Origin of the sequence: Puniceicoccus vermicola, from assembly GCF_014230055.1 — a bacterium.
GTDB lineage: Bacteria > Verrucomicrobiota > Verrucomicrobiia > Opitutales > Puniceicoccaceae > Puniceicoccus > Puniceicoccus vermicola.
In genome coordinates, this window is record NZ_JACHVA010000086.1 from 15325 (window position 1) to 40068 (window position 24744).

The window sequence follows — 24744 nt, forward strand, 5'->3', positions numbered from 1 at the left end:
AAATGTCTCAGCAAAAGTAAGCCGTTTAAAGAGAAGGCCGTCAAACTTTGAGGCTCTCTTCGCTTGCCCGATTGCGAAAACTGCTGCTACGATTTTGGTTATTCCCTAAGATTTGCATCCAAAGCGCCCACCCATGAACCGGATCAATTCCCATCATAGCCGTCAGAGGACCTTTCTTCGGATTCTCGGTCCCCTCATTCTTCTTGTCGGTATCGCCTTCACGGTGGTTGGGATGGTGAGCTTCTTTTCAAAAGTGGGTGATATTGGAAGCCACAGCTTGGGTCCCGGGTTTGGGCATAGCGGGGTTGGGGCTCCCGAACGGTTCTGGTGTGTCTTCGTTGGCTTACCGGTTTCCTTTGTGGGCCTGGTTCTCTGCAATTTTGCCTTTATGGGAAAAGTGGCCCGGTACACGTCGGGTGAACTGGCTCCAGTGGGCAAGGATACCTTCAACTACTTAGCTCATGAAACTCAGGAAGGGATGGCGGATATTTCCGAAGCCATTTATACGGGACGGTCGCGCCGGCAGATTGGATCGATCGAAGAACGGATCCGGAAGCTGGAGGCGATGCGGGAATCTGGGTTGATTAACGCGGATGACTTCGAAGAGCAGAAAGATCGAATCCTCTCTGAAATTTAAGGTGGGCACGAATCGCTGACTAAATTCAGTATAACATCTTGTCAAAGACGAGCGCCGAACCGTCCGCCCACCTCGATTTGGACTGGCAAGAGGTTCGGCCGATGGGCTACGTTGTGGGGATGTCATTGGATTTGGCGAATAAACGTATTTGTGTCACCCGCGCCCGCACTCAATCGGGCGGTTTGGCCTCGCTCCTTGAGAGTCGCGGGGCCGAAGTGGTCGAGCTGCCTCTAATTGAGGTGGTCCCGACCAAGAACCGGAAAGTACTCGAAGAGGTTCTGGAACAGCCGGGGGTCTACGATTGGATCATTTTCACCAGCGCAAACGGGGTTCGCCACTTTTTTGCCGATCTGGTCGCCAAGTGTGAGGATCTTCGGGCCATCGGGTTTGCCCGCATTGCCTGTGTGGGCAAAGCCACTGCAGATGCGGTGCGCAAACATCGACTGAGGGTCGATCTCTTGCCGGAGGAATCGAATGCAGAGAGTCTCGCTGTCGCGCTTCTGGAAACGAAAAGTCTCGATAGTGCGCGGGTGCTCATTGTCGCTGGCAACCGCAATCGGGATACCCTCTCCAGAACGCTGGAGGAGGAAGGCCACGCGATCGTAGACATTGCCGAAGTGTATGAAACCAAATTGGCAGATTTGGCGGGAGCCGCCGAAGCCGTGGATTTCCGGACGAACGGCGCGGATGCGATTCTTTTCACCAGTGCGAGCACAGTCGAGGCCTTTGCTGAGCAAGCCTCCACGTTGCAGCTGGAAAAAGGGGCTCGGTTCCCGAAAGCGTTTAGCATCGGTCCTATGACCTCCGAAGCATTGGCGGGAGCTGGGATTCCTCTCCAAGCCGAGGCTCCAGAAGCCAGCTTGGAAGCATTGGTGGATGTCGTTGCGACTCATTTGAATTCGTAGATGGACGTATCGGTAAAGGTTTGCGGGCTCCGTCGGCCAGAGGATGCCCGGGAAGCGATGTCGCTAGGCGCGGACTTCGGAGGAGTGATTGCGCATCCTGCCTCGCCCCGATATGTCGCCCCGGGAACGGAGGAGGCTTTATTGGCTGAAATTCCGAAAGGAAAACGGGTCTGGGTCGCCGTAGAACCGGATCTGGAGGCTATTGAAGCCGCATTTGCCCGAGGTTTTGATTGGGTGCAGATTCACTTTGATCCTTCTGGAGATTTTGATCCCGTTTCTGTCTCCACACGGTTTGGTGCCTCTCGACTGTGGCTGGTGCCCCGACTGGCCAATCTTCTCGACTTCAATGAGGACTGGGTCGGCCTCGCGAAGGTAATTCTGATCGACGGTTTCTCCAAGGATCGAATGGGCGGAACGGGGCACCGGGTCGAAGGCGAATCCTTTGCAAAACTCCAAAACCGTCATCCTGAACAACGGTTCTCGATCGCCGGTGGGATCACCCCTGAGAACGTCGGAGAGGTTCTGAGATCCAGCGAAGCGGCTCAAATCGACGTGAGCAGCGGGGTCGAGTCATCGCCGGGCAACAAGGATGCCTCCCGATTGAGAGCTCTGTTTCAAGCCGTGAGACAAGCGGAAGAATAGCTTCTACCGAAGAAACCAAAGTAGTGAGAGCTTCCAGCTCTCTCAACGCATCCCAAGGGGAAGGGCGGAAGACTATTACCTAAGAAAAATCGCATCTAAGAGATGAGCGGATTTCTCTCCCTAGCGGTCCCGATGCGATTCAGCAGGACATCTCGCTCGAGCCGAGTTCAATGCGAATTCGGTATTGCCTAGTGGGGTTGTTTGACCTCCGATGTGGCGTCGCGTCTCCGCAAGGTATTTAAAACCTGAATCATCTCATTTTCTCCGACAAAGCGGAGGTTGTTGTGCTCGCCTTCGGGGAAAAGAAATAGTTCGGCAGAATCGCCCGCTTCTTCAGCCAGTTTTTGGGAATGAGAGGCGGGAATGGTTCGGTCAAGGGCACCGTGAAAAAGAAAAATCGGACAGGGAACCTCTGCGATGATGGATTCGGTCGGAAAAGGTTCCGCAATCAGCAGGGGAACTGGCAGATTGGCGACGGCGAAAACTGACCGAAACGTCGATTCCAGAACCAGCCCCCGGAACTTTTCCTGGGTCGCGAGAAACGTGGCGGGAGCGCCCCCGAGTGACCGACCCCATACCACGGTATCTTCGGCGGCAACTTGCATCTCATCCCGAGCATATTCCCACACGGCCAGCGTAGCGGTACGCACGCTCTCCCCCGTCGGTGTGCCGGTCGTGAGACCATAGCCGGGATAGTCCAGTGCGATGACGGTATATCCCTGGTCGTTGAACCAAGCAAAACGGTCGGCATTTGTGCCGATATCTTCTCCATTTCCATGGAGATAAAAAAGAACAGAAGCCCCGGATTCTGTGCTTGGTTGGACGATAAAAGCGACCTCATTCCCATCGCCGGATTTTACGGTGATCAATCCTGGAAGGCTTTCGTAACTGCTTCCGCGGTAGGGAAAAAGCTGTCGAGGATAGATCCATCGCACCAAAAAATTCAGGCCGATGTAGGAAACCGCCAGGCCAATCAGAAGAAGCAAAAGTAATGAACGAGACGGCATGTGCAGATCGAGGATTGCAGAGCAAAGCAATACCGTGCAAGGTGGGGAAAATTTAGCAATGCCAAAGAAAGTTTGTTGTATCGGAGCCGGCTACGTTGGGGGACCAACGATGGCGGTTATCGCCCAAAAGAACCCCGACGTTAAGGTAACTGTCGTCGATATTAACGAGGACCGAATCCAAGGCTGGAACTCAGAGGAACTTCCCGTTTTCGAACCGGGCCTCCTTGAGGTGGTCAAGGAAGCCCGCGGGAGGAATCTCTTCTTCACGACGGCGGTGGAGGCTACGATCGCGGAGGCCGACATTATTTTCGTCTCGGTGAACACTCCGACGAAGGAATTCGGAGTCGGTAAGGGGAGTGCCGCCAACCTCATGTACGTCGAGAAGTGCGCTCGCACCATCGCTCGAGTCGCCCAATCCAACAAGATCATCGTGGAGAAATCGACTGTCCCCGTCCGGACGGCCGAATTCTTGAAACAAATCCTCCATGCCGAGGGTTCCAAGCATCAGTTCGAGATCGTTTCAAATCCCGAGTTTCTCGCGGAAGGAACTGCGATCGTCGACCTGAATAATCCAGACCGCGTGCTGATTGGTGGCGATCAAACCTCCGAAGGGAAGGCGGCCGTCGCTTCCGTTTCCTCGCTTTACGAAGCTTGGGTTCCCAAAGACCGAATTTTGACGACAAACCTTTGGTCATCCGAACTGTCCAAGCTCACGGCCAATGCCTTTTTGGCCCAGCGTATTTCCAGCATCAACTCGATTTCAGCCCTCTGCGAACGCACGGATGCCGATGTCGAAGAAGTTGGCCGGGCGATCGGCATGGACTCGCGGATCGGTTCGAAATTCTTGCGCAGTTCAGTCGGCTTTGGGGGGTCCTGCTTCCAGAAGGATATTCTGAATTTGGTCTATCTTTGCGATTTCTTCGGGCTTCCTGAGGTGGCCGATTATTGGAGAAAGGTGGTTGAGATGAACAACTACCAAAAGAGGCGTTTCGTCCGGCGGATCATGAGTGCTATGTTCAACACGGTCAGCGGACGGAATCTGGCCATCTTCGGTTTTGCTTTCAAGAAGGACACCAACGATACCCGGGAATCCCCCGCGATCTCCGTTTGCCGCGATCTGCTCGATGAGCAGGCCGTTCTCCGGATTTATGACCCTCGGGTGAAAAAAGCACAGATTTACCGGGATCTCGGTTTGGATCCATCAATAGAAGATCCGCGAGTCCAGATCATGAGTGATCCGTACCAAGCTGTCCAAGCCTGCGATGCGATTGCTGTGCTTACGGAGTGGGATGAGTTTGCCGAGCTGGATTATGAGCGGATCTTCGATGCGATGCGGAAGCCCGCTCACATCTTCGATGGACGCAATCTCCTCAAACCGAAAAAACTGAAGAAGATTGGATTCAGTCTCCACAGTATCGGTAAGGGTGATTCTGCGACTTCCCTGAGGTAGGCATCTCTAGAGCCGGATTCTTGAAGATATGCTGGATTCTTTAATTTCTGTTCTGCAGGAGTTTCGTTCGTCGATGCCTCTTGTCGAAACGACGGGTGCGGCATTGGGAGAGTGCCTCCAGAACGGAGGAAAGGTTCTCGCTTGTGGGAATGGTGGTAGCGCCTCCGATTCAATGCACCTTTGTGAGGAGTTGACCGGACGCTATCGAAACAACCGCCAAGCACTTCCCGCGATTAGCCTGAATGCAGACGGCACGGCGTTGACCTGCATTGCGAACGATTTTGGATTCGAAGAGGTCTTTTCCCGTCAGGTTGAGGCTCTTGGCACCGAAAAAGATGTTCTCGTGGTCTTTTCCACGAGCGGTTGCTCGGCCAATGTAATTCGAGCCCTGGAGACCGCGAAGGAGCACCATATGCTGAGCATCGTGCTGTCGGGCAAGGGCGGGGGACCCGCGGTTGAACTCGCTGATCACGCCATCGTCATACCGTCGCGGGAAAGTGCCCGGATTCAGGAAGTCCACACCTTCATCCTGCACACTTGGCTGGAGATCATTGAGGAACAACTCTTCGGAATCGATCGCTCGCATTGATCCAGAGGATCAGTTCCTCATTTCGCTTCGAGAGAACTGCACTTTTGTGAATTCTCTGAAGTATGCCTGCATGATTTATTCTTTTTTAATTGGCGGTTCCGATTGAATGGGTGATTCTCCTATTCAACGCTTTCTCTATTTTCTATTTTCAGCTTCCTTCCTATGTCGATCGGCGAAATCATTTCCATCGCTCTGCTTTGTATCAAATTAGCGCCCGCTTTTCTTCTATTAGTGCTTGGGCTACGCTACTTGTTTTACAATCCCGACGGATGGAATCTGGACCGGATGTATGAAAAGTATTTTCATGGCCGACGGAAGAAGAAGTATCGGCGTTTTACTCAAAATATTGGATTCGTCCTGCTGATTATTGGCTTAATTTACACTTGGTTTGTGGTTTGGCCGATTTTCGAGGAATTTTTTATTGAGAATCCGAAATAGGAGTTGAGAGGACCGTCCCGATTGCGGGACAATTGAAACCCTATGGTTCAATCGAAGACGTCGATTCGGGTCCGCTACGCGGAAACCGATATGATGGGGATCGTCTATCACAGTCGGTACCTCCCTTGGCTGGAATGTTCCCGGATTCAACTTCTGGACGATCTTGGATGCCCGTATGTAGAAATGGAAAAAATGGGCGTCCGGCTCCCGGTCGTTGAGGTAAATTGTCGGTATCGGTATCCCGCTCGTTTCGATGATCGGGTCACAGTCACCGCGGAAATTAGGGAAATGCCCCGCGCACGGATCAAGATCTACTATCAAGTTCAGCGTGATGACGGACAGCTTCTTTGCGAGGCCTCGACGCTGCACGGATTTATGGATCTGGAAAATCGCCCTTGCCGCCCTCCGGAAAAGTTGAGGAAGGCCTTCCAAGCGAGTTTTCCCTCGAGCTAGGTTTGTCTTTCTCCCTGTGACCTCCTACAGGGGCGAGCTAGTAACTTCGGAGTAGGAGGCCAGCCATCAAACCAAGTCTCGCCGCGGTAATTCGATCCCTAGGACCCTTCCGAGGCTAGGGACTTCCTAGGGATCTCGGTCTGAATTTTCTCTCCCCAGATTAAGCGCTCCGAGCCAGTTCTTTGCGTCGAGCGCTGAACTTGGCGGATTGCTCATCGGCGTGGTAAGAGGACCTTACCAGAGGTCCGGATTCGACAAAATCAAACCCGATTTCGAGTCCATACTCCTTCCACTCGTCAAACTCTTCGGGAGTGACCCAACGGTCAATCGGAGCGTGTTTGGGAGTCGGGGACAGGTATTGTCCAATCGTCAGAATTTTGACTCCGGCATCAAGGATGTCCTGCATGACTTCCTTGATCTCTTCCTTTTCCTCACCGATTCCCAGCATCAAACCCGACTTGGTAACGAACCCGCGGGAGCCTGCGTGACGAAGGCACCAGAGGGAACGGTCGTAGCGAGCCGTTCTACGGATCGGGCGCTGAAGGCGCTTCACCGTTTCCAAATTGTGGTTAAAAATGTCGGGCTCGGCATCGAGAACAATGTCCAAGTGCTCCTGGCGGCCCCGGAAATCTGCTGTCAGGATTTCGACCGCAGTATTGGGGTTCTTGTTGCGGATGGCGCGAACGGTTGCAGCCCATACCGAAGCCCCGCCATCTTTCAAATCGTCGCGGGCTACCGAGGTGATGACGCAGTGTTTCAGATTCATGCGTCGGACCGATTCGGCAACGCGGGCTGGCTCACCAATGTCCAGTTCAGTAGGACGACCCGTCTGGATGGCGCAGAACGAACAAGCACGGGTGCAAATGTTCCCAAGGATCATCAACGTCGCAGTTCCGCGGGACCAGCACTCTCCCATATTGGGGCACTGGGCACTGCTGCAGACCGTGTGGAGATTGTTCTTTTCGACGTTTTCTTGAACTTCATCAAACCACGGGCCTGATGGAAGTTTTCCTTTCAACCACTCTGGACGTTTATCAGTGAGCATTGTGGACGTTATAGGGGAGAGTCTCTGAACCTCAAACACATTCCCTTGGTTTTCACGCTCCAAGGACAGAAAATGGCCGATTTTTCAAGTTGAGGGTGGCGAGATTCCTCAGGAAAGGAAAAGTCCGACCGTCAACAAGACGCCGTACAGAATCAATCCGGAGGCCGATTTTTGAAGGAGTCCGCCGAATCCATCCCGCCGCAATGCTCTGGGCATCTTGCGCCAGACGATGAAGATGGGGATCATTCCAGGCAGGGCGATCAAGGTTGTCCAGCGCTCCTGGATCAGGCCAAAGCCAAAACAAAGGAAGATCGAGACGCAAATGCTGGTGAGCACCAGAGCTTCTCCGAACGCTGGTCCCAGACGGACGATTAACGTTCGCTTTCCGGCGACGAGGTCTGATTCGCGATCGCGGTAGTTGTTGATAACGAGAAGATTGTTGGCGAGAAGCCCGATCGCCAATCCGGCGGGCCAAACCGAGCAGGGAAAACTGCCGACCTGGACGTAGGCAGTAAAGCCCACAGCGACAAAACCGAAAAAGGCGATCACGAATACATCCCCGAGTCCCCGGTAGCCCAGTGCAATCGGTTGAGCGGTGTAGGCCACCGCGGATAAAACACTGCCGAGCCCCACCGCAAGAAGCCACCAACCGCCCCAGTAAATCAGGGAAAGGCCGACGAGGAAACCGATCCCCAGTGTAAGAAAGGCCGCCGTTCTCATCTGCTGCGGGGCGATCAATCCACTGGCGACGGCTCGAGTGGGGCCGATTCTCTCTTCCGTGTCCGCTCCCTGCTTCCAGTCGTAGTAATCGTTGGCGAAGTTGGTCCCCACTTGAATAATGATCGCGAATAGTCCGCAAATCATCGCGGGAAGCCAGTGAAAGGCATCTACGGACGCGGCTACGCCCGAACCCACCAAGACCGGAATGACTGCGGCCGGAAGGGTTCGGGGACGGGATGCCAATATCCAAGGTTGCAGCTTCATAGGCTTCATAGAATAGATAAGGCAGCCTCCACCTTAGACATCAAGAACGGACACAGGCTGAACGGGGTAAATGGCAATTCACCCGCAATGTGGTGGAAGATTATTCGGAAGTCTCAGTGCTCAACAGAAAATCGGCGATGTAATGGAGCACCTTATTTTTGCCATCTTCGGATTCGATTTCTCCGAAAAATGGGAATCGTCGTTCCTGTGGCTTGCCGAATGCATGAACATCGATGAAGGCATAGGGAACGCGGGAAATCTCGGCGATTTTTAGTTCAAAAGCCAGTTTTTCATCGTCGCCATCCCGGAGAAAAGTGAACGAAGAAAAGGTCCACAGATCGTTTTCACAGGCCCCGTACTGGAACTTTACGTCGGCTCCCTTGAGTTCGGATTTTAACCAGGAAGAAGCATCGGATACGATTTGGCAGGAGTCCGAAGCCGAGTTGCGCTTCGTTTCCAGAATCATAAACAGATCGGAGGTGGGGTTAGGATTACCGCTTTTCATTTCATGTAAACATAGGTGAAGATCTACTTATGTCCAGCAAGATTCTGACTGATCGTCATCGAATTTTTGATTGGCCAGTCGTTTGAGTGCGGAATGCGGCAAGCAGGGTAGGCGATAATACGCTGTCTCAGCTCAGGAGACTAATCAGAGACTCAAGCACTCCCATTAAACTCTCCCCAGCGACGAGCCCGGCAGCGACGACGATCACGTATTTCTTCTTCCAGCTAGGAGCAAAACTCCCGATTAGGAGGGAGATGAGAGCTCCGAGAAAGAGAGAAATGCTGATGGAGGCCGGGATGACGAAGGCGAGGCCGATACTCGCACCGCTTGGGACCCAATGCCGTTTATCTTCGCGAACCCATTTTTCCAAACAAGCGAGGGCAATGCCCACGAGACCGGCAATGATCATTGCCGTTACACACCCGGTGGGAATGGTGTCGAAACCGTCCGCGAGCACCTCTGCCACGGCTTTCCAAGTGGCGACTGCGGGCGCGGGCCACTCTTCGGTGAGTAGCATCTCCTTGGGATCCGGGATGAGGATGAGATAGGCTGCTGTCCCGGCAAGGGCACCAGAAAGTATCCCGAAGACCTGGGCGATCGCCTGAAGTTTTAGGCGAGCTCCAACAAGCATCCCGGTTTTAAGGTCGTGGAGCAGGTCCGAACACTGCCCAGCGGCCCCGCCAGTCACATTAGCCGCCATTAAATTGACGGTTGTGTTGGTCGGAGCGAGGGCGCCGAAGGTGAGCTGAGTAATCTTGCCGAGCGCGCCAATGGGAGGGATCCCCGTCTCTCCGGAAACGCGGGCGGCGACAATCGCGAGGACGAAGGTCAATAGGACCGCGAGAATCCCGAGCCAGATCGGGATCGCAAAAATGGTATTCTGAGCAATTGTGGATGCGGTGAGAGCAATTCCCAATCCGATCCAGAACCAAGACCAAGGAATGTAAAGCCGCCCACCGGGTTGCTCTTCTGGATCCAGATTTCGAGCCTTTCGTCCTTCCGCAGACGCTTTCCCTTGTTCCCACCAGCCGCCGACGATTCGCCGAAGCGAGAATGCGAAAGAGGTCAGAGAAGAGAGGAGCATGAGACTGACACCGGGCCAGAGTAGCCACTCCAGAAGCTCACCGTACCAAAGAACTGTCGGGTCAGAAGTTCCCGGTGCGATCCACCCCTGATTGACAGCCCAAGGCCCAAGGATCAACCAGGCGAGAATCCCCCCCCCGAGGAGCGACGCTCCTACCCGCATTCCAACAATGGCTCCGAAGCCGACCATAAGCAGAGATGGATCGAGCTGAAAACCCAAGTTGCGGAGTGACATGAGGGAAACGCCTTTGGCCGCAACTGAGGAAGAGGTCGCGACCCCCCAGGAAAGCGGAAGGCTCAGGGAAGGGATCTTCACAAAGAAGGTTCCGAAGGCTTTAACGAGTGCAGAGACACCCGCTGCCGTTCCAAGAAGGAAGATTCGGTAAACAGCGTCCCGCCCGTGCCCATACATCTCCCGAATCGTTTCGGCGGTGGCGACCCCATTGGGGAATGGAAGCTTTTCCTCGACCAGCATCTGGCGCCGCAGTCCGAGGGCGATGATGATTCCGGTAAAGCTGACGGTGAAGACCCAGATGGCGAGAATCCAATAGGTGAACTCTTTTCCGGTCAGGATGGTGAGAGCGGGGATGGGGGCTACGAGACCGGCCGAAATGATGGAGGCGGCGGAGGATGCGGTCGTTTGGTTGATGTTGTTCTCCAACAGATCCCAGCGGCGACCGATGCCCATCCTGTGGAGACCATTCCAAAGACCATAGCTGAGGAGAGCCGCCGCAATTGACATGTTGAAAGACCACCCAATCTTGAGCCCGCTGTAGATGTTGCACGGGGTCAGAATTGCACCAATGACAAACCCCGTGATAATGGCACGGAATGTTAACTGGGGAGGCGAAGGCTCAGAAGACACAGCAAGAGACTTGAAGCCTCGGACGCCAGGGGCAAGGGAGTTTTCCCTGTGGAGAGGCTAAGGAGAAATTACAGCCGTATCGTTGAAGCGACAACCATGATGCGTCGATGCGGGGATCATCGCCGACCTCGTCTCGTTCGCGAGCTCAGTGGCTGGGAATCATTTCCGAACCCTCATCTCCACAACCGTGGTTTGAGGTTTCGAGTTCGAGGGTGGAGTGCTCGATCGAAAAATCATCTGCGAGGACCTTCTTGATGGAGGAGCGGATTTGATGGCGTTCCTCGGCCGTCGTCTCCTCGGGAATGGTGATATGCGCCTCGAGAGCACGATGAGTCTCATCAAGCTCCCATGCGTGCAGATGGTGGAGGCCTTCGACGCCTTTTACGGCACAGACGGCTGTTGTCAGTTGATTGAGGTCGAGATCATCCGGAGTTCCCTCCATGAGAATCTTGGCCGTCTGCTTCAGCAAGCCGAACGACATGTAGAGAATGTACCCGGCGATGATGAGGGTGAGGCAGGGGTCGACCCATTCCCAGCCGAGCCAGAAAATCGCGGCACCGCCCAAGAGAACCGCGACCGAAGCGGCGGCGTCGGTCAGGTTGTGGAGGAAGGCTGCCTTGAGATTCAGGCTACCCTTGGAAAGGGCCCAGAGAAGCCATGCGGTTCCGACGTCGACCACGATCGCCACGGAAGAGGCGATCATGACCCAGCCTCCCTTAATCGGTTCGGGATCGAAGAATTTCTCGATAGCCTCGCTGACCAGATAAATACCGACGACGATAAGGGCCGTGAGTTGGATGACTGCACCGATCAACTCCGCCCGGCGGTAACCGAACGTATACCGTTCGTCCGCTCCTTTGCGACCGATCTTGCGCGCGACGTAGGCCACGATGAGGGCGGCCGCATCATTTGTGTTGTGGAGAGCGTCCGCCATCAAGGCGACGCTGCCTGCGAACAATCCGGCGAGAAATTCGAAAACCGAAAGGCCTAAGTTCAGGACGATCGCCCAGAACAGAGTCCGGTCATTTACCTCCGAAGTGCCGTGGTCGTGATGATGATGGTGGCCTCGATGGGAGTGTCCGTGGCCATGCTGGTGACCTTCTTCCCCGTGATGGTGCTCGTGGCCGGCTCCCATAGGATTCCTTAAATGACGTGGCTTGGAACGTGTTGGTGTACTGGGATCAGGAAACGGCCCAACTGGGAAGGAGGTGCTTCCTGCAGTGTTTCCAGGGGAACCGCCCGCTTTATGTCGATGTCGTTAATGGCGGTCCTTCGCAAGCTCGTGAGGTAGGCTCCGCAACCTAGCTTTTGGCCGAGGTCGTGGGCAACCGTTCGTACGTAGGTACCCTTGCTGACAGCGATCCGGAATTTGACGTCCGGAACATTCATGTCGAGCAGGTCGAAAGATTTGATGTGCACGAACCGGGGCTCGCGCTCTACCTCTTGCCCCTTGCGGGCCAATTTGTAGAGGGGGACGCCCTTGATCTTCTTCGCGGAGAACATGGGAGGCGTCTGGTATTGGTCTCCAAGAAAGCCGTCAAAGAGCTCCTTCATCTGCTCTTCGGAAACGGGCGGCACCTCTTTTTCTTCGACGACTTCACCGTCGGCATCTTGAGAGTCGGTGACTTTCCCGAGGCGAAATTCACCTTCGTAAGTCTTGGGCTGACTCATCAGGAAATTGGAAGCTTTGGTCGCTCTTCCGACTAAAATGATGAGGAGGCCGGTCGCCATCGGGTCAAGAGTGCCGGCGTGACCGACTTTCTTAATGTGGTAAATTCTACGGACTCGAGCGACGACATCGTGGGAGGTCATCCCGGATGGTTTGTCGACGAAAAGGAGTCCCTCTAATCGGTTGGAATCAGCTGGCATGGAAATGGAAAAGCTTGGGTCAACCTGCGACTTGCGAGTTTTGCAGGTGGTCTTCGAGGATGCGAACCAGTTTGGGGTAAAATTCCTCAATAGTCGATTCGACTCGGAATCCAGCCGCGCAGGCATGACCGCCGCCGTCGAATTGCTTGGCGATGGTATCGACCCGGAAAATGGGATCCTTGCAACGAAGGCTTCCCTTGATCTTGCCTTTGTTTTCTTCGAGGAAAACCCCAACGCGTACCCCCTCGATGGCCCGGGCGTAGTCGACGAACCCCTCGGAGTCCTCGTTGCTGGTTCCCGTGCGCTCGTACTCCCCGTCGAGGATGCAGCCAGTGCAGACCTTACCGTCGAGGGAAAGTTTCAGGGTAGAGAGGAAAGATTGGAGGAGTTGCATCCGCCCCATGGTTTCCTGCTCGTAGAGGAACGTCGCAACTTTTGCCGGATTTGCGCCAAACTCGCAGAGGTTGCAGCAAATTTCGAAAGTCCGGGTGCTGGTGGAGGGGAACCGGAACTGCCCGGTGTCCGTCGCGATGCCGACGTAGAGAGCGTTGGCCGTTACCTCATCGGGATGGTGGCCCAAGGAAAGAAACAACTCCGAGAGGATTTCTGCAGTGGCACAGGAGTGCGCCATGATCAGATTGTGCTCCGCATATCCGGGATTGGAGATGTGGTGGTCCACATTGAAGAGAGTCGTCGGAAGCTTCTCGCGAAGGGCTTTCCCGACCCGGATCTCATCGGCACAATCGACGGCGACCATTTCCCAACCTGCGGGATCAAAATCCTTCACATCGATGTAGGGCGTATCGCCGACAAAGCTTTCCAGATTTCGGGGAATCGGGTCTGTCTTGATGGCGGCCGCTTCAATCCCCTTTGCAAGAAGGAAACGACAGAAGGCGACTTGGGAGCCAATGCAATCACCATCCGGGCGGAGGTGGCCGCAGACCGCCAGCTTCTTGCCCTTCCAGGAATCAACCAACTTTTGGAAGTTCTCGCGTTTCAGAAGGGGGCTGAGTGGAAGTTCGGTCATGGTTTTTCGTCTAGGTCGTCCAGTTTTTCGATGAGGCCAAATCCACGCTTGAGCGAGTCGTCCCGCACGAAGGTGAAAAACGGAAGGTATTTCAAAACGACCCGTTTGCCGACCTTGAAACGAATCTCCGAGGCTTTTACACGGAAGAATCGCTGAGCTTCCTTCTCGCGTTGTTCGCCACCGAGCACTGAGTAATAGACCTGCGCCTGCCTCAGGTCGGGCGAGACATCCACCTCACTAATCGTGGTATACACCCCCTCGGACTGATAGTCCGTGTGGAGGAGCGTACTGATTTCGCGACGGAGGAGCTCGTCGACTCTAACTTTGCGTTTCGGCACCGTTTATAGGATCCTGCACGTATTGAGCCAACTCTTAGAGAGTGGGGCGGATTTTCTCCACCTCGTAGCACTCAATGAGATCGCCTTCTTCGTAGCCGTTGAAACCTGCAATGGCGATACCGCACTCGAAACCAGCCCGAACCTCGGTGGCGTCGTCCTTGAATCGCTTCAAGGTGCCGACCTTGCCCTCGTGCACCAGTTCGCCCTTGCGGAGGAGACGGGTCGTCGCGTTGCGCTGGATCTTGCCTTCGGTAACCATACACCCGGCCACGAAACTCTTCCCGAGCGGGAAGACCACGCGTACCTCGGCCACACCGAGCTTCTTCTCGCGAAGTTCCGGCTCGAGCAGCTCGGCCATCGACTCACGGATGATGTCGATCAACTGGTAGATGATGTTGTCCTGGAGGATGCGGACGTCGAGGTGCTTGGCATGACCCTGAACTCCGTTTTCCATCCGGACGTTGAAACCGACGATGGTCGCGTCAGAGGCACCGGCAAGTTCGACATCCTTCTTGGTGATCATCCCGACTCCCTTACCGACTACCTTGAGCTCCACCTGATCGGAGGGAAGCTCTTGCAGCATGCCCGTGAGGGCTTCGAGGGAGCCATGAACGTCCGCCTTGAGGATGACGTTGAAGTTGGTCTTCCGGGTGCTCTCGATGGCCGAGAAGAGGTCGTCCAGATTCGAGCCCGCTGACTTGGCGGCGAGCCGATCTTCTTCTTCCTTCTTCTTGCGACTTTCGAGTGTCTCTTCGGCAACGCGTTTGGCTTCCCGCTCGTTCTTGACCGTTTCATAGGTCGAGCCCGATTCGGGAGCGTCGCTCCAGCCAATGACCTTCACCGGAGTGGAGGGGCCTGCTTCCTTGACGGCTTTGCCAAGGTCGTCATGCATCGCCTTTACCTTGCAGGAGGCGGTTCCGCAGACGAGAGCGTCACCGACCTTGAGCTTACCCTTTTTGACGAGGATCGTAGCCGTTGGGCCGCGTCCTTGTTCGATCTGGGACTCAATGATCACGCCAGAGCTCTTCCCCTTGGGAACGGCCTTCAATTCCATGATCTCGGACTGAAGACGAATCATTTCCAGGAGCTGGTCAATGCCTTCACCCTTCAGAGCCGATACGGGAACCGTAATCACTTCGCCACCCCAATCTTCGGGGGCGATTCCACGCTCTTGCATCTGCGTTTTCACGCGGTCGATGTTGGCTCCTTTTGCGTCAATCTTATTGATTGCGACGATCAGGGAGACGCCCGCTTTCTTGGCGAACTTCAGCGCTTCATCGGTTTGAGGCTTGAAGCCGTCATCCGCGGCAACGACGAGAACCGCAATATCCGTAGTCGATGCACCGCGTTCCCGCATCCGTGAAAAGGCTGCGTGACCGGGAGTATCAAGGAAGGAGAGAGGCTCGCCACTGGCTTCGACTTGGTAGGCGCCGATGTGCTGGGTGATTCCACCAAACTCATCATCGACGACCTTAGCCTTGCGGATGGTGTCGAGCAGGGTGGTTTTCCCGTGGTCGACGTGACCGAGAATACAAACAACCGGAGGACGCGGCTCGAGAAGAGCGGATTCGTCTTCCTGTTCCTTCTTCTTCTTCGAGTCGCCCGAGTCGGCTGAACCGCCACGGTGGCGGATCTCCAGTTCAAATCCATGGGCTTCGGCAACCTTGGCCGCGATATCTTCCTCGATGGTTTGATTCATCGAGGCGAAGATTCCGCGCTCCATCAGATCTGAGAGGAGCTGGAACGGCTTCAGTTCGAGCAGATTTGCGAAATCCCGGACAATGATCGGGGGCTTCGCATGAATCTTCTTTCTCTCAACAGGTTGCGGAGCTTGTGCTTCTTCTCCGGATTCACCCTCGGCTGCGTTTGCACGATCCTCGGCTCCAGAAGACGGAGCGGGAGGACGCGGTGCGCCCTTTCCAGGAGGAGGTGACGGAGGACGCGGCGCCGAAGGCGGGCGGTTAGAAGGGGGAGGCGTCGGTGCTTTCGGTGGCGTCGGAGCCGAGGAAGAAGCCGTGGCTGCCGGTGCGGCGGGAGCCGAAGGAGGCTTCGGAGCCGATACCGGAGGCGTAGGTGCACTCGATGCCGCAGGCCGTTTCACCGGAGGAGTTGGAGCCTTCACGGGAGGAGGCGGAGCCGGTGCTCTCGGAGTCTTGGGCTGCGCCTTTGGCGTGGAGGCCGGCATTTCCGGTGGCTTGGGGGCCGACTTCGGGGCCACTTTGGGCTCCGCGGCTGGAGATGGAGTGGGAGGAGGCGTCGGGGCGGCCGCAGCTTTGGCGGCCTCCTTCGCAGCTTCCTTCTCACGTTTGACCTCTTCGGCTGTGCGAACGATGGGACCAGTGGGGCGCTTGAAGGTCGATTTTTCCTCTTCCTCCTTTTTCTCCTCTGAAGCGGTTTCTTTCACTTCTTCGGCGGCACTCTCTTCTGATTCCGGTTTCGAGTATTCCTCGATCAGGGAATCAGCACTGATATTGTCGATGGTGCTCGACACACTCTTTACGGCAAAACCTCGCTCCTGCAGCAGCTTCAACAGGTCCTTGTTTTCCATTCCGATCTGTTTGGCGATCTGGTGGATTCTGACACTCATTCTGTAATTCGAAGCTCCTTACTCTTCTGACTAAACGGTTTACGAGACGGATTATTCCGTTTCAATGCGGGAGATAATTGTTTGGGACTCTTCTTCGCTGAATCCCATATCCATAAGATCCTCGATCCGGGCTCCTTCAAAGGCGGCCGGAGTGGTGAAGCCCATTTCGACCAAGCGCATGGCGGTCTGGGGTTTGACACCAATCGATTCCACGAGGTTCTTCGCGGCGGTTTGTTTTTGCTGATCAATTGTAACATTGGCACTCTCTTCACGACGAATGTCGAGTTTCCAACCCAGCAATTGGGAGGTGAGCTTGGCGTTCATGCCGCCTTTACCAATGGTGACCGAAAGGTCGTCTTCGGCGATTTCGAAGCCGATCCGGTGATTCTTCTCGTCGATCTCAATGTTGCGTGGGACCGCGGGACTCAGGGCTTCGACGAGCTGATCCTTGATGTCCGGATAGTAGCGAATGATATCGATCTTTTCGCCGCCGAGTTCACGGACGATGCTCTTGACGCGGGATCCGCGAGCGCCGACACAGGCGCCAACTGGATCGACCTTCGGGTCGGTGGTGTTGACGCAGATCTTCGTGCGGTATCCTGGCTCGCGGGACATCCGCTCGATGACGACTGTTCCGTCTGAGATCTCGGTTACTTCCAGGTCGAGGAGTCGGCGCACAAAGCTCAGGCTCGAACGGCTCAAGACGAGGCTCGGGCCCCGGTTGCCGGTTTCGATCTTCAGGAGCAAGGCGCGGATGCGGTCGCCCGGGTTGAAATTCTCGCGGGGAATGCGCTCGCGGCGGGGGAGGAGGGCTTCGGTCTTGCCGAGGTCGACAATCAAATCACTCCGGTCCCGACGGTGGATCACTCCACTGACGATGTCTCCAATCTGGTCTTTAAAGTCGTCGAAAACGCGTTCGCGTTCAAACTCACGAATCTTCTGCAAGATCGCTTGCTTTGCGGTCTGCGCGGCGATTCGTCCCAAATAGGAAGGGTCGATGGGCTTCTCCAGAATCTCTCCCAGCTGGATGTCGGGGTTGATCTTGCGAGCGTTCTCGATGTGGATTTCCTTCTCTGGGTCGCCGACCGAGTCCGTCACCATGAGAAGCGACCACGCTTTCATGTTCCCCGAGCGAGGATCAATCTCGATTCGGAGTTCCTGTCCGGCGTGTACGCCTTTTTGTGCCGCGTTGTGAATGGAATTGGTAATCGCGGAAATCATGTCGGCACGACCGATTCCCTTTTCCTTTTCCATGTATTCTAATACGGAAAGAAGTTCGCTGCTCATGTCTGGAGAATAAAAAAAGCGGGCCGAAACCCACTTTTTCCTAGTTGGTGTAAAGTGAAAAAGGAAGAGATTGATCAGCTCCCCCGCGGGAGTCAAGTCTGCTACTGGAACTCTTCCCGAACCGGGTGAAACTAGAAGTGCGGGGACTTCGCCTGGCGATTGCTGCCAAATTGTGAAAAAACCACGGAAAGGTTCAGGGGAGCGCGGTGCTTCCGTCCGCGTTTTCGGAGCGTTCTTTCGCGCACGCACGCAGGCTTACAGATTCGCCCTAGAAGTAGCCGCTCAGCTTTAGCTGCGCGGTCCTGCGATCACGGAAGGTCTTCCCCAGTAGGATCCGTCCGAGAAATCGCAATGGGGGCAGCTGAAGTTGAACCCCTACGGGAGCAGACGCTCAGCATTAGCTGCGCGGTCCTGCGGTAACGGAAGGTCTTCCCCAGTAGGATCCGTCTGAGAAATACGCAATGGGGGCAGCTGAAGCTGCACCCCTACGGGAGCAGACGCTCAGCATTAGCTGCGCGGTCCTGCGATCACGGAAGGTCTTCCCCGGTAGGATCTGTCTGAGAAATACGCAATGGGGGCAGCTGAAGCTGCACCCCTACGGGAGTAGCCGCTCAGCTTTAGCTGCGCGGTCCTGCGATCACGGAAGGTCTTCCCCGGTAGGATCTGTCTGAGAAATACGCAATGGGGGCAGCTGAAGCTGCGCCCCTACGGGAATGGCCGCTCAGCCTGCGGATAAAATGAGGGGGAATGAGCTGGTTTCGCTTTTTCGTTTCGTCGGAGCGAATTCTTTCCCATGGTGTCGGAATGACATGGGACAAAGCCGAACTGGAGAATGAAATTCTCCTCGCCCGACAGCGCGTCTACCGCGCCGGAACTCCAACCCCTCTCGAGACGTTGGAACTGGATGGTTTGGGCGAAATTTATGTGAAGCGGGAAGATATTTCGCCGATCAAGGCTTACAAGTGGCGGGGATCCTTCAATCGCATGGCCCTGATCGAGGGAGAGGATCGCAAACTTCCCGTGATTGCCGCTTCGGCGGGGAATCACGCCCAGGGTGTAGCTCTCGCCGCGAAGATTCTGGGCTTGAAGGCGCGGATCTACATGCCGACCACCACCCCCGCAGTCAAGAGGTCGGCGGTCCTCGAAAAAGGAGGAGACAGTGTCGAGATCGTCCTCATCGGCGACGGCTACGACGACGCTCTGGCCGCAGCGAAAGAGTCGGCCAAGAAAGGTGGGGTTTTCGTTCATGCTTATGACGACCTTCACGTGATCGCCGGCCAAGCGACCATCGCGGACGAGGTTGTTCTCTCTGGGAAGGGGCCCTTCGATGTCGCCTACCTTCAGATTGGCGGTGGAGGGATGGCAGCGGGCGTCGCGACTTGGATGAGAAAGTTCTATCCAGGGATCCGGATCATCGGCGTGGAAGGCGAGGGCCAGGCCTCGATGGCGGCCGCCGTGAACGCGGGAAAACCGGTGCGGCTGGATGAATTGGATATTTTCTGTGACGGAACCGCCGTTCGGCAGGCTGGCGAATTGACCCACCAGATTTGCTCCGAGGTTATCGATGAATTTGTCACCGTGTCCAATGAAGAGGTGAGTGACGCCATTCGCCTCTATTGGGAAAGTCTTCGCTGCCTACAGGAGCCGTCGGGAGCGATGGGACTCGCAGGTCTTCGCAAGCACGGGGCCCAGCATGGGTTCTCGCGAGCCCTGGTTGTGGCCTGCGGAGCGAACATTGACTTTGGCCAGCTTTCCCGGATTGCCGATTTGGCAGGGATCGGAGGCCGCCGGAGAAGGCACGTGAGAATCAACATCCCCGAAAAGAGCGGAACGATGCTCGGTCTTTTTCGGGATGCCTTTGAGGACTTGAGTGTGATCGACTTTCAATATGGAAAGACGGATCCGGAACAGGCCTGGCCCGTTTTCGGCTTCGGACTCACGGACCAGGAATTGGAGGCGCTTCTCTCCCGTCTGAAAACACGGGGTTACGAGGCTGCGATGGCCGATGAAAGTGCTTCTGTTCGGTTTCGGGCGATTCCCTGCGAGCCGCGTTTTCTTTCCCATCCCGCCTTTCTTGAAATTGACTTCTACGAACGCCCGGGAGCTCTGCGGGGGTTCTTGGATGACGTTGTCCGAGGAGAAGCCAACCTTTGCTACTTTAACTACCGCTATTCCGGCGAGCGGATCGGTAGAGCTCTGATTGCGCTCGAATTCGGTACGGATGCTCACCGTTCCCGATTTTGCGAGGATCTTCCCTTTAAAGGAAGCGGTTACCGCCAGTGCCGCATCCTCTCCGAGGAAGAAGCGGATTGGTTGGTGCCCGAGAATTCGGCGTCGTAGTGTTTCCTTATTTGCGAGGCGGAACCGAAGAGCCCGTTCCCGATCGACTTTAGTCGTTCGGATCGTGGCGGCGGGAAGTCATGCGAGAACGGAAGAGTTCGCAGCTTGAGCTTTACCAGCGGCGCTAGGCGATTTTCCGAAACATCATCCTCCCGCCCGGACTGGGCGGAAACCTTTGTCGGTCAGGATTTCTTCGGCTTTGTCGCGGCAATCTCCCTGAAGTTGGAAACCGTCATCGATGGGAACTCCACCGGTGCCCAGTTTCTTTTTCAGCGTATGGAGAAGATCTTCCCGCGAATACCGATCCAAGGTGCGCAAGCCCCGCAAGGTGGTCACGGTCTTTCCCCCTTTCCCGGATTTCTCCCTCCGGATTTCCACCCGCATGCCCGGCTTTTTCTTCTTTTTGGGCTCAGCGGGAGACGGGGAGGGTGCTTGCGGCTCGACCTCCGGCAGGCCGGAGGAGTCTAAGCTTCCGAAGGGATTCTCATCGGCGAGAAATCCTTCGGATTCCGTCGAAATCTTCTGTTTCTTGCGCCCCATTCAATGGCTACTTATCGTTTGGCTTCCTGAACGAGTTCCCAGCCCTCGTGCTCGAGGAGGGGTTCGGCTTTCTTGAACTTCATTTCCCGCTCTTCCCCGTTCTTACGGATTTTCACGGTTTCGTTCCGGCCGATCTTCGGGATCTCGCGACGGATCGTGACCTTAGGAAGAGCCGGAGCTGCTTTCCGAGCAGTAGGTCTTGGTTGCCCGGCCTGGGCTGCCCGGGCTGCTTGCGCCAAAGTGGACTCGTCAGTATCGGAGGGACCTTGCACGGTGGCCGTTTTCTGGAGCCGTGCCAGCATTTGCTGGAAGGCCTGCATGTTGGTTGCGGTTCGGAATAGGCCGGTACAAATCTCGTTGCGGAGATTTTCCATCATCTCTTGGAAGTAGACGAAGGCTTCACTCTTGTACTCGTTGAGCGGGTCCTTTTGCCCATAGCTCCGAAGGCTGACGCTCCGGTTCAATTCTTCCATCTCGGTCAAGTGATCTTGCCAGAGACGGTCGATCGAGCGGATGACCACGTAACGTGCCAGACGCTTGAGTTCGTCTTCACCTTCGAGGCCGGCACGCTGCTCAAATGCTTCCCGGATGCGACGGACAATCTCTTTACCGAGTTCGTCGGTGTTGCTGAAATCCAATTCCTCGGATTTGAGCCCGACGGGGAAGTGGTAATTGACCCAATTGATAAAGGTCTCTGCTTCACCTGCGTCCGCATCTCCTTTGCTGCTCTCAGGGGTGACGACGGTGTCGAGGCGCTCGACAATCTCTTCCTCGACCATCTCGAAGGCGATCTCGGAGGGATTGTCGGAATGGATCGCACCATTGCGCAGTTCGTAAATGATCTCGCGCTGGTGGTTGAGAACATCGTCGAACTGGAGTCGGCGTTTCCGGATCGAGTAGTTGCGTTGCTCGATCTTTTTCTGGGCATTCTCAATCGACCAGTTAAGGGTCGAGTGGGAAAGTTCTTCTTCATCGCTGAGAGACTTCTCCAGAATGCGGGAGAGAGGACCTTGATTGGCGAACAATCGCATGAGGTCATCCTCCAGCGAAACAAAGAACTTGCTGGAGCCGGGATCTCCCTGACGGGCGCAACGTCCACGGAGCTGGCGGTCGATCCGGCGCGATTCGTGCCGTTCGGTGCCGATCACATAGAGGCCGCCTTTCTCCTTTACCCCTTCGCCGAGCTTGATGTCCGTACCGCGACCCGCCATGTTTGTGGCGATGGTTACGGCGCCGGGACGCCCTGCCTGAGAGACGATCTCCGCTTCTTGTTCGTGGAATTTCGCATTCAACACGCTGTGCGGGATCGCTGCTCTCTTGAGCATCCGGCTGAGAACTTCGGAAGCTTCCACCGAGGCCGTTCCCACGAGGACCGGCTGTCCCTTCTTGTGCGCGGCTTCGACTTCCTTGATGACCGCATTGTATTTGGCGCGCCGCGACTTGTAGACGACGTCGTTGATGTCGCTGCGCTGGCAGGGGAGGTGAGTCGGGATGACCATGACGTCGGCCCGATAGATTTCGTGAAACTCACTGGCTTCGGTCTCGGCCGTCCCCGTCATGCCGCTCAACTTGTTGTAGAGACGGAAGTAGTTCTGGAGGGTAACCGAAGCGTAGGTCTTCGTTTCCTTCTCAATCTTCACTCCTTCTTTCGCCTCGACAGCGGCGTGAAGCCCATCGCTCCAACGACGGCCAGCCATCAAACGTCCGGTGTTCTCGTCAACGATCATTACCTTTCCGTCTTGAACGACGTACTCAGTATCCTTTTCGTAAAGACAATAGGCCCGCAAAAGTTGACTGATGCAGTGCATCTCTTCGCTGGCTTTCTCAAACTTCTTCTGCGCAGCCTCCTTGGCCTCGCGCTTACCATTGTCGTCGAGTTCCTTATTCGCCTCGATCTCCATGAACATCATGGGCAGGTCGGGCAGGACAAAGGCATCCGGTTCATCCGGGTGAAGAAGGTTGCGTCCTTTTTCGGTCAGATCCGCTTGGTGTTGTTTCTCGTCGATAACGAAGAACAACTCCTCCTTCAGGTGATACCGGCGGGTCTTGTTCATGTCGTTGTTCATTTCGAGATCGAACTTCTCGAAACGCTTACGAATAGCCGGATTTTCCATCAAGCGCATGAACTGCTTGTTCTTCGGCGCACCTTCGTGGACGAGGAAAAGCTTGGAAATGGTTTCATCGGAGGTGTCTCCGGCATCGATCCGCTTCTTTGCGTCCGAGACGAGCTCATTGCAGAGTCGTTGTTGGGCGCGGGCGAGCTGCTGAATTCCGGGTTTGAGCTCGTTGAAGGGCATTTGTCGGTCTTCCTGCGAAGGACCTGAAATGATCAACGGAGTACGGGCCTCATCGATGAGAATGGAGTCCGCTTCATCGATAATGCAGAAGAAGTGTTCCCGCTGGACCTGATCCTCTTTGCGGGTGGCCATGCCATTGTCGCGGAGATAATCGAATCCAAACTCGGAAGCGGTTCCGTAGGTAATATCGCTGCCGTAAGCTGCGCGACGGGTCGTCGGGTCCATCCCGTTTTGGAGGCATCCGCAGGTGAGGCCGAGGAAGTTGTAGAGATGCCCCATCCACTCGGAGTCACGACGGGCGAGGTAATCATTGACGGTAGCCAGCTGACAATTCTTGCCGCTGATGGCGTTCAGGTAGAGGGGGAGGGTAGCGGTGAGCGTCTTTCCTTCCCCCGTGGCCATTTCGCAGATGTAGCCGCGGTGCATGGCAATGCCGCCCATCAGCTGGACATCGAAATGGACCATTTCCCATTTCTGCTCGTGGCCGCACACATCGACAACATTCCCACAGAGGCGCCGGGCGCCATTCTTCACCGTCGCAAAGGCTTCGGGAAGGAGGTCGTCCAAGGATTCACCGTCCTGGTGGCGTTGTTTTAGTTCTGCGGTCTTGGCCTGCAGTTGCTCGTCGGTGAGCGACTGATATTCGGTCTCCAGAGAGTTGATCCGGTTGATGAGGACCTGGCTCTTTCTTCTAAATTTTCGATAATGGCGACCCGCCAATGATTTGAATACGAGTGAAATCATAAAAAGGTTTTTTTGATTGGATCGCTTCCTTAGGACTCTTCGGAAAGAAGGTCCCGGAAGTAGGCGATAGTCTTTTCCAGACCTTCGCGAAGTTGAACTTTGGGCTCCCAGCCCAATTTCTCACGGGCGACATCGATGATCGGCTGGCGTTGCATCGGGTCGTCGGCGGGAAGGGGTTGCTGGATCAATTTCGACTGGCATCCGGTCAATTCGATAACCAGTTCCGCCAGTTCCCGAATGGTAAACTCATTGGGATTGCCGATGTTGACCGGCCCGGTGATCTCGTCCTGATCCATCAGGCGGAGGAATCCTTCGATCAGGTCGTCTACGTAGCAGAAAGAACGAGTCTGTTGTCCGTCACCGTAAATGGTGATGTCTTGGCCCTGTAGAGCTTGGACAATGAAGTTGGAGACCACCCGACCGTCGTTCGGGAGCATCCGAGGTCCGTAGGTGTTGAAAATCCGTACGACGCGGATTTCGACGCCGTTCTGACGGTGGTAGTCAAAGAACAGGGTCTCGGCGCAGCGCTTGCCCTCATCGTAACAGGCGCGGGGACCGATCGGGTTGACGTTCCCACGATAGCTTTCCGGTTGCGGATGGACCGTTGGGTCGCCGTAAACTTCCGAGGTCGAAGCCTGAAAAATCCGCGCATTGACCCGTTTGGCCAGACCCAGCGAATTGATCGCTCCCATGACCGATGTTTTAACGGTCTTGATCGGGTTGTGCTGGTAGTGGACCGGCGAGGCTGGACAGGCGAGATTGAAAATCCGATCAACCTCAAACTTAAACGGGTCGACAACATCGTGGCGCACCATCTCGAAGAGAGGATGGCTCCGGAGGTGACCGATATTGCGCTTTCTGCCTGTGAAATAGTTATCCAAGCAGATTACTTCATCGCCGCGCTCTAGCAGCCGTTCACACAAATGACTGCCGAGAAATCCGGCTCCTCCAGTAACGAGAACTCTCATATTTAAATCGTAAAAAACTCTATCAAAGCGGTTTTTGGCTTTGTTTTCAACCCATATACCGTCGATTCGCTCGCGAATTTGCCCCAGCCCCTAATTCTCCGGATCAGACAATGTTTTCCGAGACGGACTCTTTCGACAATCGGG

General features: G+C 55.4%; 22 protein-coding genes. 8 read left to right on the plus strand and 14 right to left on the minus strand.

Features of this window, described 5'->3' with window-relative positions; genetic code table 11:
- Positions 1–133 precede the first annotated feature (133 nt).
- Genes H5P30_RS11125 through H5P30_RS11135 form a run of 3 tightly spaced genes read left to right on the plus strand, consistent with a single transcriptional unit; the run spans position 134 to position 2184 of the window.
- On the plus strand, positions 134–637 hold the full coding sequence (locus H5P30_RS11125) for an SHOCT domain-containing protein (protein WP_185693017.1): 504 nt from the start codon (positions 134–136) through the stop codon (positions 635–637).
- A 38-nt stretch (positions 638–675) separates the two neighbouring features.
- Entirely contained in the window at positions 676–1542 is an 867-nt protein-coding gene (locus H5P30_RS11130; RefSeq protein ID WP_185693018.1) for a uroporphyrinogen-III synthase, read from the plus strand.
- The gene (locus H5P30_RS11135; protein ID WP_185693019.1) at positions 1543–2184 is read left to right on the plus strand and encodes a phosphoribosylanthranilate isomerase; all 642 of its coding nucleotides are present in this window, start codon (positions 1543–1545) and stop codon (positions 2182–2184) included. It begins immediately after the preceding gene.
- A gap of 188 nt (positions 2185–2372) precedes the next feature.
- Here the strand turns inward: H5P30_RS11135 and H5P30_RS11140 are convergent, their stop codons facing one another.
- Complete coding sequence (locus H5P30_RS11140) at positions 2373–3191, minus strand: alpha/beta hydrolase (protein WP_185693020.1); 819 nt, start codon at positions 3189–3191, stop codon at positions 2373–2375.
- A 58-nt stretch (positions 3192–3249) separates the two neighbouring features.
- Here H5P30_RS11140 and H5P30_RS11145 point away from each other — a divergent pair, with 58 nt between their 5' ends.
- The 4 genes from H5P30_RS11145 (at position 3250) to H5P30_RS11160 (ending at position 6121) form a co-directional block, all read left to right on the plus strand.
- A complete protein-coding gene (locus H5P30_RS11145; protein ID WP_185693021.1) occupies positions 3250–4641 on the plus strand; it encodes a nucleotide sugar dehydrogenase in 1392 nt (463 codons plus the stop codon).
- A gap of 28 nt (positions 4642–4669) precedes the next feature.
- On the plus strand, positions 4670–5230 hold the full coding sequence (locus H5P30_RS11150) for a D-sedoheptulose-7-phosphate isomerase (RefSeq protein ID WP_185693022.1): 561 nt from the start codon (positions 4670–4672) through the stop codon (positions 5228–5230).
- Between the two features lie 162 nt (positions 5231–5392).
- Positions 5393–5668 carry a hypothetical protein gene (locus H5P30_RS11155; protein ID WP_185693023.1) on the plus strand — a complete coding sequence of 92 codons (276 nt, stop codon included), beginning with the start codon at positions 5393–5395 and terminating at the stop codon, positions 5666–5668.
- A 42-nt stretch (positions 5669–5710) separates the two neighbouring features.
- On the plus strand, positions 5711–6121 hold the full coding sequence (locus H5P30_RS11160; protein WP_185693024.1) for an acyl-CoA thioesterase: 411 nt from the start codon (positions 5711–5713) through the stop codon (positions 6119–6121).
- A gap of 160 nt (positions 6122–6281) precedes the next feature.
- On the opposite strand, the gene lipA is transcribed toward H5P30_RS11160, so the two are convergent.
- The 10 genes from lipA to nusA all read right to left on the minus strand — a co-directional run bounded on the left by lipA (position 6282) and on the right by nusA (position 17711).
- Entirely contained in the window at positions 6282–7166 is an 885-nt protein-coding gene (gene lipA / locus H5P30_RS11165) for a lipoyl synthase (protein WP_185693025.1), read from the minus strand.
- Positions 7167–7274: 108 nt separating this feature from the next.
- Positions 7275–8150, minus strand: coding sequence for a 1,4-dihydroxy-2-naphthoate polyprenyltransferase (locus tag H5P30_RS11170; protein WP_185693026.1), 876 nt, complete (start codon positions 8148–8150; stop codon positions 7275–7277).
- A gap of 100 nt (positions 8151–8250) precedes the next feature.
- On the minus strand, positions 8251–8655 hold the full coding sequence (locus tag H5P30_RS11175; RefSeq protein ID WP_185693027.1) for a hypothetical protein: 405 nt from the start codon (positions 8653–8655) through the stop codon (positions 8251–8253).
- A 127-nt stretch (positions 8656–8782) separates the two neighbouring features.
- The gene (locus H5P30_RS11180; RefSeq protein ID WP_185693028.1) at positions 8783–10603 is read right to left on the minus strand and encodes an OPT/YSL family transporter; all 1821 of its coding nucleotides are present in this window, start codon (positions 10601–10603) and stop codon (positions 8783–8785) included.
- Positions 10604–10748: 145 nt separating this feature from the next.
- On the minus strand, positions 10749–11738 hold the full coding sequence (locus tag H5P30_RS11185; RefSeq protein ID WP_185693029.1) for a cation diffusion facilitator family transporter: 990 nt from the start codon (positions 11736–11738) through the stop codon (positions 10749–10751).
- A gap of 8 nt (positions 11739–11746) precedes the next feature.
- A complete protein-coding gene (gene truB, locus H5P30_RS11190) occupies positions 11747–12472 on the minus strand; it encodes a tRNA pseudouridine(55) synthase TruB (RefSeq protein ID WP_185693030.1) in 726 nt (241 codons plus the stop codon).
- 19 nt (positions 12473–12491) lie between these two features.
- Positions 12492–13499 carry a DHH family phosphoesterase gene (locus tag H5P30_RS11195; RefSeq protein WP_185693031.1) on the minus strand — a complete coding sequence of 336 codons (1008 nt, stop codon included), beginning with the start codon at positions 13497–13499 and terminating at the stop codon, positions 12492–12494.
- On the minus strand, positions 13496–13837 hold the full coding sequence (rbfA, locus tag H5P30_RS11200) for a 30S ribosome-binding factor RbfA (RefSeq protein ID WP_185693032.1): 342 nt from the start codon (positions 13835–13837) through the stop codon (positions 13496–13498). Before rbfA ends, H5P30_RS11195 begins: the two co-directional genes overlap by 4 nt.
- Before the next feature lie 34 nt (positions 13838–13871).
- Complete coding sequence (gene infB, locus H5P30_RS11205; RefSeq protein WP_185693033.1) at positions 13872–16424, minus strand: translation initiation factor IF-2; 2553 nt, start codon at positions 16422–16424, stop codon at positions 13872–13874.
- A 51-nt stretch (positions 16425–16475) separates the two neighbouring features.
- Positions 16476–17711 carry a transcription termination factor NusA gene (nusA, locus tag H5P30_RS11210; protein ID WP_185693034.1) on the minus strand — a complete coding sequence of 412 codons (1236 nt, stop codon included), beginning with the start codon at positions 17709–17711 and terminating at the stop codon, positions 16476–16478.
- A 747-nt stretch (positions 17712–18458) separates the two neighbouring features.
- On the opposite strand from nusA, the gene H5P30_RS11215 reads away from it, so the two are divergent.
- On the plus strand, positions 18459–20051 hold the full coding sequence (locus H5P30_RS11215) for a pyridoxal-phosphate dependent enzyme (RefSeq protein WP_185693035.1): 1593 nt from the start codon (positions 18459–18461) through the stop codon (positions 20049–20051).
- Between the two features lie 144 nt (positions 20052–20195).
- Here H5P30_RS11215 and H5P30_RS11220 read toward each other — a convergent pair whose 3' ends face one another.
- From H5P30_RS11220 to H5P30_RS11230, 3 genes are read right to left on the minus strand one after another with little or no spacing between them, the layout of a single operon-like run.
- A complete protein-coding gene (locus H5P30_RS11220; protein WP_185693036.1) occupies positions 20196–20591 on the minus strand; it encodes a translation initiation factor in 396 nt (131 codons plus the stop codon).
- An 11-nt stretch (positions 20592–20602) separates the two neighbouring features.
- Positions 20603–23632 (minus strand): preprotein translocase subunit SecA, encoded by a 3030-nt coding sequence (secA, locus tag H5P30_RS11225; protein WP_185693037.1) that lies wholly within the window; start codon positions 23630–23632, stop codon positions 20603–20605.
- A gap of 29 nt (positions 23633–23661) precedes the next feature.
- Complete coding sequence (locus tag H5P30_RS11230) at positions 23662–24600, minus strand: UDP-glucuronic acid decarboxylase family protein (protein WP_185693038.1); 939 nt, start codon at positions 24598–24600, stop codon at positions 23662–23664.
- Positions 24601–24744: the final 144 nt, after the last annotated feature.

Coding starts and splice junctions, on each gene's coding strand:
- H5P30_RS11145 (WP_185693021.1), top strand. CDS start 3,250: ATGCCAAAGAAAGTTTGTTGTATCGGAGCCGGCTACGTTGGGGGACCA.
- H5P30_RS11155 (WP_185693023.1), top strand. CDS start 5,393: ATGTCGATCGGCGAAATCATTTCCATCGCTCTGCTTTGTATCAAATTA.
- H5P30_RS11215 (WP_185693035.1), top strand. CDS start 18,459: ATGAGCTGGTTTCGCTTTTTCGTTTCGTCGGAGCGAATTCTTTCCCAT.
- H5P30_RS11175 (WP_185693027.1), bottom strand. CDS start 8,655: ATGAAAAGCGGTAATCCTAACCCCACCTCCGATCTGTTTATGATTCTG.
- H5P30_RS11140 (WP_185693020.1), bottom strand. CDS start 3,191: ATGCCGTCTCGTTCATTACTTTTGCTTCTTCTGATTGGCCTGGCGGTT.
- H5P30_RS11135 (WP_185693019.1), top strand. CDS start 1,543: ATGGACGTATCGGTAAAGGTTTGCGGGCTCCGTCGGCCAGAGGATGCC.
- H5P30_RS11170 (WP_185693026.1), bottom strand. CDS start 8,150: ATGAAGCTGCAACCTTGGATATTGGCATCCCGTCCCCGAACCCTTCCG.
- H5P30_RS11195 (WP_185693031.1), bottom strand. CDS start 13,499: ATGACCGAACTTCCACTCAGCCCCCTTCTGAAACGCGAGAACTTCCAA.
- H5P30_RS11185 (WP_185693029.1), bottom strand. CDS start 11,738: ATGGGAGCCGGCCACGAGCACCATCACGGGGAAGAAGGTCACCAGCAT.
- H5P30_RS11220 (WP_185693036.1), bottom strand. CDS start 20,591: ATGGGGCGCAAGAAACAGAAGATTTCGACGGAATCCGAAGGATTTCTC.
- nusA (WP_185693034.1), bottom strand. CDS start 17,711: ATGAGCAGCGAACTTCTTTCCGTATTAGAATACATGGAAAAGGAAAAG.
- truB (WP_185693030.1), bottom strand. CDS start 12,472: ATGCCAGCTGATTCCAACCGATTAGAGGGACTCCTTTTCGTCGACAAA.
- H5P30_RS11230 (WP_185693038.1), bottom strand. CDS start 24,600: ATGAGAGTTCTCGTTACTGGAGGAGCCGGATTTCTCGGCAGTCATTTG.
- H5P30_RS11125 (WP_185693017.1), top strand. CDS start 134: ATGAACCGGATCAATTCCCATCATAGCCGTCAGAGGACCTTTCTTCGG.
- infB (WP_185693033.1), bottom strand. CDS start 16,424: ATGAGTGTCAGAATCCACCAGATCGCCAAACAGATCGGAATGGAAAAC.
- H5P30_RS11160 (WP_185693024.1), top strand. CDS start 5,711: ATGGTTCAATCGAAGACGTCGATTCGGGTCCGCTACGCGGAAACCGAT.
- lipA (WP_185693025.1), bottom strand. CDS start 7,166: ATGCTCACTGATAAACGTCCAGAGTGGTTGAAAGGAAAACTTCCATCA.
- H5P30_RS11150 (WP_185693022.1), top strand. CDS start 4,670: ATGCTGGATTCTTTAATTTCTGTTCTGCAGGAGTTTCGTTCGTCGATG.
- secA (WP_185693037.1), bottom strand. CDS start 23,632: ATGATTTCACTCGTATTCAAATCATTGGCGGGTCGCCATTATCGAAAA.